Origin of the sequence: Chryseobacterium sp. KCF3-3, assembly GCF_045865955.1 — a bacterium.
GTDB lineage: Bacteria > Bacteroidota > Bacteroidia > Flavobacteriales > Weeksellaceae > Chryseobacterium.
The window spans coordinates 3,597,049-3,610,615 of sequence record NZ_AP035792.1; the positions used below are offsets into that span (position 1 = coordinate 3,597,049).

General features: G+C 35.2%; 12 protein-coding genes. 6 read left to right on the forward strand and 6 right to left on the reverse strand.

Translation table 11 applies throughout. The features are described 5' to 3' along the window. Positions 1 to 427 precede the first annotated feature (427 nt). Positions 428 to 679, reverse strand: coding sequence for a membrane protein insertion efficiency factor YidD (gene yidD, locus ACKTTZ_RS16200; protein ID WP_034695943.1), 252 nt, complete (start codon positions 677 to 679; stop codon positions 428 to 430). Positions 680 to 782: 103 nt separating this feature from the next. On the opposite strand from yidD, the gene ACKTTZ_RS16205 reads away from it, so the two are divergent. Then, positions 783 to 2,060: a replication-associated recombination protein A gene (locus ACKTTZ_RS16205; protein WP_034695942.1), complete on the forward strand. Its 1,278-nt coding sequence runs from the start codon at positions 783 to 785 to the stop codon at positions 2,058 to 2,060. Between the two features lie 264 nt (positions 2,061 to 2,324). On the opposite strand, the gene ACKTTZ_RS16210 is transcribed toward ACKTTZ_RS16205, so the two are convergent. The 5 genes from ACKTTZ_RS16210 to ACKTTZ_RS16230 all read right to left on the reverse strand — a co-directional run bounded on the left by ACKTTZ_RS16210 (position 2,325) and on the right by ACKTTZ_RS16230 (position 7,858). Further along, positions 2,325 to 2,762 (reverse strand): hypothetical protein, encoded by a 438-nt coding sequence (locus tag ACKTTZ_RS16210; protein ID WP_034695940.1) that lies wholly within the window; start codon positions 2,760 to 2,762, stop codon positions 2,325 to 2,327. Between the two features lie 116 nt (positions 2,763 to 2,878). Then, positions 2,879 to 5,113 carry a DUF2339 domain-containing protein gene (locus ACKTTZ_RS16215; protein WP_407846024.1) on the reverse strand — a complete coding sequence of 745 codons (2,235 nt, stop codon included), beginning with the start codon at positions 5,111 to 5,113 and terminating at the stop codon, positions 2,879 to 2,881. Positions 5,114 to 5,227: 114 nt separating this feature from the next. After that, the gene (locus ACKTTZ_RS16220; protein WP_034695937.1) at positions 5,228 to 5,938 is read right to left on the reverse strand and encodes a hypothetical protein; all 711 of its coding nucleotides are present in this window, start codon (positions 5,936 to 5,938) and stop codon (positions 5,228 to 5,230) included. Positions 5,939 to 6,303: 365 nt separating this feature from the next. Then, a complete protein-coding gene (gene pheA / locus ACKTTZ_RS16225; protein ID WP_034695934.1) occupies positions 6,304 to 7,152 on the reverse strand; it encodes a prephenate dehydratase in 849 nt (282 codons plus the stop codon). 295 nt (positions 7,153 to 7,447) lie between these two features. After that, entirely contained in the window at positions 7,448 to 7,858 is a 411-nt protein-coding gene (locus tag ACKTTZ_RS16230) for an acyl-CoA thioesterase (RefSeq protein WP_407849170.1), read from the reverse strand. A 136-nt stretch (positions 7,859 to 7,994) separates the two neighbouring features. On the opposite strand from ACKTTZ_RS16230, the gene dnaA reads away from it, so the two are divergent. The 5 genes from dnaA (at position 7,995) to ACKTTZ_RS16255 (ending at position 13,482) form a co-directional block, all read left to right on the forward strand. After that, the gene (gene dnaA / locus ACKTTZ_RS16235; RefSeq protein WP_034695932.1) at positions 7,995 to 9,449 is read left to right on the forward strand and encodes a chromosomal replication initiator protein DnaA; all 1,455 of its coding nucleotides are present in this window, start codon (positions 7,995 to 7,997) and stop codon (positions 9,447 to 9,449) included. Positions 9,450 to 9,549: 100 nt separating this feature from the next. After that, on the forward strand, positions 9,550 to 9,999 hold the full coding sequence (locus ACKTTZ_RS16240) for a low molecular weight protein-tyrosine-phosphatase (RefSeq protein WP_034695930.1): 450 nt from the start codon (positions 9,550 to 9,552) through the stop codon (positions 9,997 to 9,999). Between the two features lie 5 nt (positions 10,000 to 10,004). Then, positions 10,005 to 10,505 (forward strand): nuclear transport factor 2 family protein, encoded by a 501-nt coding sequence (locus ACKTTZ_RS16245; RefSeq protein WP_034695929.1) that lies wholly within the window; start codon positions 10,005 to 10,007, stop codon positions 10,503 to 10,505. 4 nt (positions 10,506 to 10,509) lie between these two features. After that, positions 10,510 to 11,208 carry an SAM-dependent methyltransferase gene (locus ACKTTZ_RS16250; protein WP_034695928.1) on the forward strand — a complete coding sequence of 233 codons (699 nt, stop codon included), beginning with the start codon at positions 10,510 to 10,512 and terminating at the stop codon, positions 11,206 to 11,208. A 474-nt stretch (positions 11,209 to 11,682) separates the two neighbouring features. Continuing rightward, on the forward strand, positions 11,683 to 13,482 hold the full coding sequence (locus tag ACKTTZ_RS16255; RefSeq protein ID WP_407846025.1) for a lytic polysaccharide monooxygenase: 1,800 nt from the start codon (positions 11,683 to 11,685) through the stop codon (positions 13,480 to 13,482). Positions 13,483 to 13,567: the final 85 nt, after the last annotated feature.

The window sequence follows — 13,567 nt, forward strand, 5'->3', positions numbered from 1 at the left end:
CTTTGTCAGAATCAGTAATGGGTTTTACAGATTTTACCGCATACTTGAAAGTGGTGATATTTTCTTTGGTCACACCAGTGTCAATCAGTTTAAAGTTTTTATCGAAAAACTGGTACTTTGAATCCTTGTACTTTGCTAAAGTGGAAGCACCATAGTTGTAATAAGTGGGTTCAAAATTAGATTCATTAAGGATGACAACAAAAGACTGGTTCTTGTCTGATTCTCTGTCCGGAAAAGCCGTAAGGTCTCCCATCTCTGTAGTAGAATAGATTTTTACAGGAACATTGCTTCCATTGATATCTAAAGTTCCGTCAGATAAACCTCCAGGGTATTCCTGTGCGAAAAAAAGCTGCGTTGTGAACGCAAACAGCACAAGATAAATTCTGAAAAAGAGTGTATTCATTTTTCTATTGATTTAATAGTTTTATTATTGACATTTATGTTTGGGTGGAACAGGGTCATAGCCGCTTCCTCCCCATGGGTGACATCTTAAAATTCTTTTAAATCCCAGCCAGAAACCTTTAAAAACACCATGTACCTGAAGCGACTCAATCATATAGTGAGAGCATGTAGGTTCGTAACGGCAGTTTTTGGGAAGTAAGGGCGAGATGAACCATTGGTAAAATTTGATCAAAATTACCAGCGGAAATGTAATGATTTTATTGAATGTAAGTTTCAAAACAATGCAAAAATAGGGTAAAAAAATGAAAATTAGTTTAAATTTGTTATAAGTTTCGGAGATCAGAAATCCGGAACATTGATCTTAAAAAAATAGAATTACTTTGAATCAAAATATTCCATTAGCTGAAAAATTAAGACCTAAAACCCTGAACGATGTGTTGGGACAGGAGCACCTTACCGGCGATAAAGGAACAATCAGAAAAATGATTGAAAACAATACCCTGAATTCACTGATATTGTGGGGACCTCCTGGTACCGGTAAAACTACGCTGGCTGAAATTATCTCAGAACAGTCGGGGAGAAAGTTTTATAAGCTTTCTGCTGTTTCTTCCGGGGTGAAAGATGTACGTGATGTGATTGAAGATGCCAAGAAGCAGAATCTTTTCTCTGGAAAATCACCAATTCTTTTTATTGATGAGATTCACCGGTTCAATAAGTCGCAGCAGGATTCATTATTACATGCGGTAGAAAAAGGCTGGATTGTTTTGATTGGAGCTACTACCGAGAATCCTAGTTTTGAAGTGGTTTCGGCTTTGCTTTCAAGAAGTCAGGTCTATATTTTAAAAGCTTTGAGCTATGAAAAGCTGGAAGAATTAATTGATATTGCTTCGGAAAGATACAATAAAGATGAAGGAACGGATTTTAAAATCCTTGAAAAAGAAGCTTTTATTCAATACTCAGGAGGTGACGCCAGAAAACTGATCAATTCTGTAGAATTGGTTTTGAATCAATATAAAAATTCGGGTACAACGGAAATTATTAATTCTGATGTACTGGAAGTTCTTCAGGAGACGATGGCTTTGTATGATAAGAACGGAGAGCAGCATTACGACATTATCTCAGCCTTTATCAAGTCCATGCGTGGAGGTGATCCTAATGGAGCGGTATATTGGCTGGCGAGAATGATTGCCGGGGGAGAAGATATCAAGTTTATCGCAAGGAGGATGCTTATTCTGGCTGCTGAAGATGTAGGGCTGGCAAATCCTAACGCTTTGGTGGTTGCCAATAACTGTTTTCAGGCAATCAATGTGATCGGGAATCCTGAGGCAAGGATTATATTAAGTGAAACAGCGGTGTATCTTGCAGTTTCCCCTAAAAGCAATTCTGCATATATGGCCATCAATGAAGCTCTGGCTTTGGTAAAACAGACGGGAAACCTGCCTGTGCCACTTCATTTGAGAAATGCTCCTACCAAACTGATGAAAGACCTGGATTATGGAAAAGAGTATAAGTATGCCCATTCTTATGAAGGAAACTTTGTAGAACAGGATTTTCTTCCGGAAGAAATCAGGAATGTGAAGCTGTATGAGCCGGGAAATAACTCTACGGAAAAGAAGATTTACGAGGAGCTCAAGAAAAAATGGAACAATAAATACTAAAAAATAAAAAAGGATACTGAAAAAACGGCATCCTTTTTATATTAAATCTGTTTAAATTTAATAACCTTAAAATATAAAGGTTATCATATTTCAGCTATTATAAGTGAAAAATGGTGGTAAATATTTTTAAACCATTAAGGAATCTGAAGAATTAAAGTATAGTTAAGATCAATCATTCTGATTTTAAGTTAAAGCGAATATATCTTAATAATCTTAACGTCTTAATACAATCTTAATGGTTCAAAAAACTTTATTATTCAAGTTTTATTCGGTAGTGTAAATAAATAATGTTTTCTTACCGTTGTAATCTTTTGTTTCTGTTCTTTTCTTGATTTCAGGATAGATCATAGTACTTGTGTCTGCAAATTCATATCCTTCAATAAATACAGGATTATCTGCCGGGATATTGTATTGTACATTGATATTGGATAATGACATTCTGTCCAATATATTTTCTCCATTTTTAAACTTATATTCAGTTACGCCTTTTGTAAAAACAGAACTGTATTTTTTTAAGCTTTGGGGAAGACTGGCTGAAGTATTGTATACCTTTGAAACCTGCAATACGTTCTTTTTGGTATTGAACAATTCTACCGTCCCAATGGCATTGTCAGCCACTGCAAACTTCACCGCAGGATTTTTTTGCTGAGCAAATAAAGTAGCAGAAGATAGGAGTAAAAAAGAATAGAGTAATTTTTTCATAATCAGAATATGTAACTGTTAAAAACGTGATAAATATAGTTATTTTTTATAAAATTTGAATAAAATCTTAAATTGTTTTAAATTTTATTTAGAAATAAAAACTTTTACCCTGATTGTCAGTCGGTGCTTTCTTCCGTTTTGTCTTTTTTGTCCACCATATTTCTGATCATATTTTTCAGTCGCTGAAAAGTGAAAGAGCTTAATAATAAAATAATTCCGAGAACAATAAAGGCACTGATTCTTGAAATGTTATCCATTTGCCATACATCATACCCGTAAAGTTTTAATACCATCAGGCCTATCAATGCAAAACCAATCTTGTTGTATTCCTGGATATTATTTTTCAAGCCTTTATAAATAAATATACTGGCAAGAATTGTCCATATAATAGGAAGATAAAGAATATTGAAATGTTCACTTGCTTTATAAGAATGAGGAAGATCATTGGAGATCATTAAAATATAAGAGTGGTGAAGTTCACAGCTTACAGAGGTAATGAGAGCTAAAGATAGCATCCAGTAAGAAATCCGTTGCTTATGAAATTCTGAAGAAGGAATAATTCTATATCCTATATATATAAAAGGAATCCATTGAAGCAGGTGTAGGAAATAAAAACTTAAATGGAGTTTTTTTGTTATAATAGCTGCTACAACTGGAAATGTAGAAGCAGATGTATTAAGGATGATCAGGAATAAAAACAGATAAATCAGGATGTTTTGGATATCATTTCTGATGTTCAATGGTTTTCTGAGAAGTAATAAAGCAAAAATATAATAAATACTGAATAAAAGTCCTACGCTGGTAATGGCTGACCATGGCATTTCTGAAATATGGTACGTAATCTCAAGAAGAAAAGTAATGTAGATAACCCCGTAGCTGACCACAGTAATAAGATCTTCAAAAAAGTTATGATCTTTTCCATTGGATTCTTTGGAGGTGTTCCTTAATAAATACAGGTTAATTATGATAGAAATGATCGTAAATAAACTGGTGATAAACGGAGCATTCAATATGATGTTGAAATCTTTTGTTCCAAAATATGCGGTCCAGGTTACAAGCTGAGCAATCATCACTAATGGAAACAGAATGTAAAAGAAGATTTTGAAAATCTTATGGCCTGTTTTTTTCCAGATAAAAAGAAGGAGAGTAGTCTCTATTGCCCAGATACTGGTGATGAGATGGGTTTTAAACTGAATAGCAATCGCAACGGTTATAAGGCTGGTAACAAGACCTGCGAATACAGAATAGGCAATTCCGAAATTTCTGCGGCTATATTCTCTGAACAGAAGAACGGTATTAATAGCAGCAAAAATAAGTGGGAAAATAATCGGGGGTTCATATTTCAGGGTATCAAAAATATAAAGCAGTCCCAGAATGCTCGAAAAATTAGCGAGAGCAAGTATTAAAATATCGGAGGTTGAAAGTATATTTCTTCTGAAGTAATCATGCAGGGCGAAGATATAGAAAATCAGATAACTGATCAAATAAAAAGTAATGCTTAAAATCTCAGGGCTTTCATTGGTCCAAAAGAAAAGATATCCGGTGGTGAAAATATAAGCTGTCCATCCCACGCTTTTCCAGTGCTGCAGAAAAGAGGCTGCCAGCATTCCTGTATTTAAAAGAGTAATATAAATAAAAAGGAAAAGATAGTTGCTTTGTCCGATGCTGATCATCAGAGGAGCTGCAAAACCTCCTATCAGTGAAAAGATGATCAGTACTTCACTTTTATAATAATAGGATAAGATTATAGAAGCTGCAGTTATGAGTGCAGTTATGATAAAAGCGGTATTTTGAGTAAACAGATGGTATTCACGGAAGGCAATGGTAGCTGTGAAATATAAAACAGCAACTCCACCTCCTGTAATAATAGAAGAAAAAGCCTGGTAATTTTTTCTGAGAAAATGTCCGGTGATAATGATTCCTGCTCCGGTACAAAAACCAATTCCTGCTCTTGCTGCTTCTCCAATCCAGTTTTTATCAATAGCGTATTTTACAAAATAGCCAATTCCAAGAACAAGGGTGAAAATACCAATAACTGTGAGTGCATTTTGTTTTAAAAAATCAGAAACAGGAGTAAGCCAGTCTTTTTGGGCGGGTGTAGAAATGTTTTCACTTTCTTCACTGTGTTGTATGTTTTGATGATGAACCTGCTGAGATTGCTCTTGCTGAGGGATGAATGTCTCTTCTGTTGAGGTTTTCTTATGAATTACTTCAGTCTGAGCCGGAGGAGTATTATTGATTTTATAATTAAGATCTGAAATCTCCTTTTCCAATTTTCTGATTTTGGTATTCAGATTATTGAAAATGATCAAGATAATGATAAAGATGATGACCGCAACAAATTCATTCATTTCATTAGTTTTTTATCAAATATAAAGAAATGGTTTGATATGCTATTTAAAAAATTAACCCATCACGGTATAAGCGATGGGTTAAATGGTATAGATAACTAACAATATGTTTTACTAGTTGGATACTTTGTAAATGTAGAATGATGCAATACTGGATCCTAATAATCCTGCCGAAACAATACCGGAATCTACAATTCCAAAAGAGACTTTGTCACCTGCCTGAAATGAATACAAAGAATTAATGCTGGAATCAGAAAGTGTTAAGTTAACTGCTAATGCAAGGTTAACACCACTGAATGGACGTGTGTCTATTAGAGTTGTTACTGCGGATCTGGTTCTTGCAATTGCGATACCAGGTGCTCCTGATAGTAAAGAAGCCTGTAAACCTGTTCCATATCTGAATGCGAATCCAACAGCATAAACTCCAGTGGATGGAATATTATAAGAACCGTCAGCATTTGTAAATAAAGTAGCAGTTCCTATAGTTCTGTCGGCTTGTACAAAGCTGACAGGCTGGAAATCAGACGGTAAAACACCTAAATTCAGAAGGGTTATACCTGTTGTTTTTTTTGCAGAATATACCGAACTATTAGTTCCTGCAGCGGCTGTTAATAGAGCAGGGTCCACGGTGAAAACCTGGGTAGTTCCCTGGTTAATTGCTAAAACCTGGTATCCGGGTAATGCGGTAGCGGCGGGAGTGTCACGAACTTTCAGTGTCCCGTTAACATCTAAAGTCGCAGATGGAGTTGCTGTATTAATACCTACTTGAGAAAATAGAGGTAATGAAGCGCATGCTAACATTAAGCTGTAAAGTTTAGTTTTCATGATCAAGATTTTAATTAGTTGCTAAGCAAATATACAATAAAAATTATACTCTACATTGTGATATTTTCATTTTTAATATTATTATGATGTAATATCTTTAAACATATGTTTGTATTTTGATCGATGTTACTACATAATTTAATTACGACTTATTATATTTGTTTTTAGTTTAACATATTGTATTTCAATTGTTTAAAAAATAATAATTCTCTCCATTGTGTGGGTTATTTTTCAATTAAACAGAAGGTATTGTTATTATGGTAATTTATTGTAAAAGTTTTTTTGATTTTGTTTTTTTTATAGTGGAAATAAAAAAAAACACTGCTTTAATGGCAGTGTTTTTTTACAGATTTATTGTTTTTTTTCTAGCTTTCCAGGAGAAATTCTTTGTAATTCCCAAGAAAATCTACATTTGCATGGATTGATTCAAGCTCTTTTAGTGCATTTTCATGTAAGACTTCTTTCCATGGCCCTTCAACATTGATAAAGAAGAAATAGTTTCCCAGTCCTGTTTTTAATGTTCTGGATTCAATCTTGCTGAGATTCATTTTTCTCCATGCAAAAACAGATAATACCTGATGTAATCCACCGGGATGATCTTCGGGAAGAGTGATCAGCATACCTGATTTTTCACCCAGTGTTTCCAGTTTATCATTTTGATATTTATTCTGCTCTTTAGAAATGATGATAAATCGGGTGTGGTTCTGTTCGAAATCCTGAATATTACGATTCACTATTTTCAAACCATATAAATTGGCTGCAAACTGATTGGCTACCGCAGCAATAGGAGTGTCCGGATTCTCAGAAACAAATTTGGCAGCGGCTGCAGTTGAGGAAAAGTCCTGTTTTGGAATTTCTTTATAATGAGTATCCAGAAAATGGAAGCTCTGTGCAAGAGCCTGCGGATGTGAATATATTCTTTCGATATTCTCAATAGAATTTTCCGGGTGAATCATCAGATGATGGGCAATAGGCATTACTGCTTCTGCTTCAATTTTAATAGACGGAGTCTTATATAAATAATCCAGCGTCATAGAGACGGTTCCTTCAATAGAGTTTTCCAAAGGTACTACTGCTTTTACTGCCTCTCCGCTTTCAACGGCATTAAAACAATCCAGAATGCTGGCTTGTGGTACTATTTCGTCTTCAGGGAAAAGCTGTGCTGTAGCAAGCTGGGTGAAACTGGCATGAGGTCCCAAAAATGCAATCTTCATAATATAGTATATAAGGGATAATTAAAATAAGGGTACAAAGGTGCGAATTAATTCATAAATAGAGAGGGTGTAGGGTTTAAAGTTTAAGGTTTCGAGTTTAATGTTTTTAGTTTCGAGTTGCGGTTTTATTTTGTGACTGGATAATTTGAGATAGATATCTTAACTCTATTAAAAATTCACCTTTATAAAACTTCCACCAATATTTCGTAGAGTATCTCCTAATTTCTGCAACCTATTACCTGCAACCTATTACCTGCTACCTATTACCTGTAACCTAAAACCTCCTATCTACCATCTATCCTTTCCAGTTCTTCTCAATTAGCTCCATCAGGAAATCCGGACACTTGATTACCTTGTTGGTTTTTGCGTCGAGAAAGAATAGAGTAGTGGAAGCTTCTGTTATTTTAGTATGCTCTTCATTGTAAATTTCATACTCAAATTCAATTCTTACCCCTGGAATTTTTTTAACATAAGTATGGATTTCTAATTTTTGATCATATAAAGCAGGTCGGATATATTTAATTTTATAGTCTGAAACCGGCAGCCAAATTCCTTGGTTTTCAATTTCATCGTATGAAATTCCTATGCTTCTGAAGAGTTCAACTCTCGCTACTTCGAAGTACGTTGCATAGTTTCCATAGTATACATATTTCATCGGGTCTGTCTCTGTGTAACGTACTCGTATTGAGTGTGTTGTGTGTATCATTTTACGTGTTAAATTATACATACAAATATATTTTTAAATAATCAATACCTGCAATATTTTTTTTTGAAAAGAAAATATTGGACCTTTGTCTTCCTTCTAAACACAGTACAAACAAAGAATAATCGGGGCTTAAAAAATGGATGACAATTTAATGATGATATGGCAGAAATGCCTTCAGTTTATGCGCGATAACCTGAACGCTGCTGAAGACAATTCTGACCTAAAAAAACTTGAAAAATCTTTCGATATGCTATTCGATAAGGTTCAGCCGCTTTCGTTGATGGCCAATAACCTTACGTTGATCGTACCGAGCGATTTTTACAAGGAATATATAGAGGACAATTACCTGTCCTTACTTTCTGCTGCCCTGAAGAAAAATATTGGAAAAGGAGTGAAATTATGGTATTCTGTGATGGAAAACAGACCAAAAGGTGAAGAGAAACCAGTTACCATGAACATCAAGGGACAAAGTGTTCCTACTCCAAAAACACAGGAAACAATGCCACAAGGTTTTTCCGCTAATATTGTAAACCCGTTTGTAGTTCCTGGAATTAGAAAAGTAAACATAGATTCTAACCTTAAGCCTGACTATTCATTTGATAGTTATGTAGAAGGAGAAAGCAATAAATTTGCAGCTACTGTAGCCAGATCCATAGCAAAAAGACCTGGAGCAACAGCATTCAACCCTTTATTTTTATATGGAGGTTATGGAGTGGGTAAAACTCACTTAGGACAGGCTGTAGGTCTTGAAGTAAAAAATCAGTTTCCTGATAAAGTAGTTCTTTATCTGTCTTCTGAAAAGTTTATCCAGCAGTTTATCTCTGCGGCTAAAGCTCATAAGCAGACGGAATTTGCAAACTTCTATCAAATGGTAGATGTACTGATTATTGATGATATTCAGTTCCTGTCCGGAAAATCAGCTACACAGGACAGCTTCTTCCATATTTTTGATCACCTGCATCAGAATGGAAAACAGATTATCCTTACTTCAGATAAGGCACCTGCAGATATCATGGATATCCAGGACAGAATTGTTTCCCGTTTCAAATGGGGACTTTCTGCAGAAATCAAATCTCCGGATCTATCTACAAGAAGGCAGATTATTGAAGATAAACTAAGCAGAGACGGAATTGTTCTTCCGGGAGATATGCTTGATTTCCTAGCTGCTGAAGCAAAAACGAATGTAAGAGAGCTTATCGGGGTTATCAACTCTGTGATTGCTTACTCTACAGTATATAAGAGAGATCTTAGTCTTGAGTTGCTTAAGGAAACAATCAACAGAATTGCAGCGAACCAGAAGAAGGTTATCAATATTCCTTACATTCAGGAAGTGGTTTGTGATTATTTTGGAATCAAAAAAGAACAGCTGCTTTCAAAAACAAGAAAAAGAGAGATTGCATTACCAAGACAGCTTGCGATGTACTTCTCCAAAGAATTTACCAATTCTACATTTACTAAAATTGGTGAAGAAATGGGTGGAAAAGATCACTCTACAGTAATGTATGCTTGTGATACCATCAAAGACGTTTCTAAAATAGATAAAGAAATCAAGAAATACGTAAAAGACCTTACTGAAAGAATCAAACAATAATTAAGGTTGAGCTTACATAAATTAAAATGAAGGATAGTTTTATTCTTCATTTTTTATTTAGTTTTGTCGTGAGAAAAGATTCTTTTTAAATACACAGGATATGAAAATATTAATGGTTTGTCTGGGGAATATATGCAGAAGCCCCTTGGCGGAAGGGATTATGAAAGCAAAACTACCTGATCATTATACGGTGGATTCAGCCGGAACTATTTCAATGCATGAAGGCGAACATCCCGATAAAAGAGCCATTAAAACGGCTGCTCATCATCATATTGATATATCCGGACAAAGATCAAGACCTATCACCAGAAAAGACTTTGAAACCTTTGATAAAATCTACTGTATGGATATTGACGTATTGGAAGATGTAGTTTCTAAAACTAAAAATGAAGAAGAACGTCAGAAAGTATCCTTATTCCTGGAAGTATTGGGAGATCATAAAAATGCTGAGGTTCCGGATCCTTATTGGGGAGATATGAAAGATTTTGAAAAGGTTTTCCAGCTTTTGGATAAAGGATGTGATGCTATCAAAAACCAGATATCAAAATAATAATTATGAAGAAGCTGCTTTTACTGCTTTTAGTAAGCTTTAATTTTTCCTTTGCTCAAACCAAGGATGAAACTGAAATCCGCAAGGTAATGGATGATTTCATGGGATGTATCAAATCCAGAGATGAAGCCAAATATCTCTCTTTATTTCAGGAGCCGGTGCTCTGGACTGGAATTTATAAAGACAGAACACAGGCCAAACGTTTGGAGAAAAATCCTAAGGCAGATTATTACTTTGCAGATGATTATAAAGCTTTTATCAAGAGTTTTAAAGATGATAAATCTGAAGAAAAATTTGACAATATTAAGATTGTGGAAGATGGAGCAATAGCTTCTGCCAATTTCGATTACAGTTTTTGGTATGACGGTAAAATGGAAAACTGGGGAAAGGAGATCTGGACATTAATGAAGATCAATGGAACCTGGAAAATCACCTCCGTTACCTTTTCTATGGATTTGACAAAATACTTCCCACAACCTACATTAAACGAAAGAACTAAAAAATAATACAATGCTTTTTTTACTCCCTGCTTACTTATCAGAAAATACTTCTATCAATCACTTTTCACCTGTTTTGAAAGATTATATCATGCAGACGGATTATTTCTTCGTGGAAAATGAGAAAACAGCACGAAAGGTTGTGAAATTTTTTGCTCCCGAAAAAAAACAGGCTGATCTGAAATTATTCTTATTGGATAAATACACAGAAAATGCAGATATTAAGGAAGCTCAGGAGCTAATGCTGAAAGGGCAGGACTTCGGATTACTTTCGGAAGCAGGATTGCCATGTATTGCGGATCCCGGAAATCTGATTGTGAAATGGTGTCATGAAAAAAATATCAGAGTAGTTCCTGTTTCAGGGCCTTCATCCATTATTCTTGCTTTGATTTCTAGTGGTTTTAATGGTCAGGAATTCACATTCCATGGCTATCTTCCTATCGATAAAGGAGAAAAGAAGAAACAGATCATGAATCTTGAAAGCCTTGTTCAGAAAACCGGATATTCACAGATTTTCATGGAAACTCCTTACAGAAATAACCAGCTTTTTGAAGACTTATGCAAGTTTTTATCGCCTAATACAAAGCTTTGTATTGCTGCCAATATCAATGATCCGGAACATGAATTCATTAAAACGAAAACCATAAAAGACTGGCAAAAACAAAAGCCGGAACTTCATAAAATTCCCGCAGTATTTGTACTTGGGAAATAAATCTGATTCCTTTTTGAAGGTAATCTTTGGATCTTTAAAATTTACTGGCTGAGAGAATGATCAATTCTCTCAGCTTTTTTTTAATAGTTTTTATAGTAATTGGGTGCGAATCATATAATTGTCAGTGTTTTGTGTTTTTATTTTCCCTCAATGCTCTATTTAATGTTGATTTACATGAAAAATATTTCAACAAAATGTGATTAATTATTTAATTTTTTGTATTTTTATGTTTTAACATGTTGTAATTATATGTTAATAATAATATGTTATGAATTATTATTTTATGTTTTAATTTAAAATATTGAATAATTTATTTTGTTTAATTCGATTATTATTAAAAAATATGTAATTAGAATTATTCAGTGAATTTAAACCTGTATCTCTTGTATTTCTTTAGTTATCTGGAGTGAAATGGTTTGAAAAATTAGCTTATAGAAAATTGATCTTATAAAATCAACACCAAAATATTAAAATATGATGACACGTAAATTTTTTCTTCCGGTATTGCTGATGTTGGCGATGCTGGTACCTTCTCTAATTCATGTATCTGCACATGGATATGTAATGAGCCCTGCTTCAAGAGGCTATCAGGGAAGTCTGGATAAGGCTACACTCGGTTATTCCACAGCATTTGGAATCTATGGATCTATCATTAACGAACCCGGATCTCTGGAAGCTCCAAAAGGGTTTCCTGCAGCTGGTCCCGCAGACGGAAAGATCGCTTCTGCTAATGGAAGTATAGGGGGAGACACAACGTTGGATATCCAAACTGCTGACCGATGGAAGAAAACCAATATCACTACCGGAGTGAACGCCTTTATCTGGAAATATCTGGCTTACCATGCCACTGCGAAATGGCATTATTATATGACAAAACAGGGTTGGAATCCCAATCAACCGCTTTCCCGTCAGGATCTTGAACTTATAGGTACAGTTACGCATAATGGAACACCACCACAGGACAATGTTTCTCATCAGATTACAGTTCCTGCTAACCGTACGGGCTACCATATTATTTTAGCAGTTTGGGATGTTGCAGATACCACCAATGCATTCTATAATGTAATTGATGTGAACGTCACCTCCGGAACAGGAGTTTCTGCACCCGCTACTCCAACAGGATTAACACAAGTAGGAGTCACAAGCTCTTCTGCTAAAATAAGCTGGAATGCACAATCAGATGCAGTGTCCTATAACGTTTTCCGAAACGGACAACATATTCAGCAGGTAAGTACAGCTACATTTCAGGATAACGGATTAACTGCTAATACAATTTATACCTATGAAATACAGGCGAAAGGCTCTTCGGGACTTACTTCTGGAAAAAGTGCGTCACTTAATGTAAAAACGAATAGTGAAGGCACTCTCGAAAAACCTACACCACCATCAAACCTCCATTCAATGGAAGTTACTGAAAATTCTGTTTCATTGATGTGGATGGCTTCTACTCACTCACAAGGCATCAAAAATTACCAGATCTTTGAAAATGGAATCAAGGTAGGAGAGACTGTGCAAACAAGCTTTTTACGAACAGGATTGGCACAAGACACAGAATATCGTTATACCGTAAAATCAATTGCCATGAATGATCAGCTCTCTGATGCCAGTAATGAATTAAAAGTCAGAACGAAGAAGACTACGCCAGGCAATGGTCAATATTGTGGTGCAGAGCAATATAATGCTGCTAATGCATATCCTACAGCAGGAGTGAAAGTTTTCTACTCTTGTAAAATCTGGAAAAACAAATGGTATGCGAATCCGGGAGAACTACCGGGAACTAATATGGTATGGGAAGAAGTAAGCACATGTACCGAAGGTCCAGGTTGTGAATCCGGCGGTCCGGTTACGTATTGTGGAGCGCAGGAATATAATCCGGCAAAAACCTATCCAACAGCAGGAACAAAGGTTTTCCACGCCTGCAAAATCTGGGAAAACAAATGGTATGCAAATCCGGGAGAAGCACCGGGAAGTAATGCTGTCTGGAAACTGGTAAGCGACTGCAATGAAGGTCAAAGCTGTAAAACATCAGCTCTTGCTAACAAAGAGAATGATCTTTCAATTATTGTATCTGAACATATGATCAATTTTGCACCAGAAACTTATTATGGTAAAATAAACAGAGTAGATATCATCACCCCTCAAGGACTTCAGATCATAACTTTCATGAATCCGGGACAAAATAGCATGAATATCAGCCGACTTCAGTCTGGAATCTATTTTGTAAAAATTCAGTATAAAGATGGAAGCAGTATTACTAAAACCATCAGAAAGTAATTTTTCAAAAATATTTAACAGCTGTTAACAAGACTATTGCATTGTTATTGATTTTAAACAAGTACTGGAAACAGGATAAATTGTT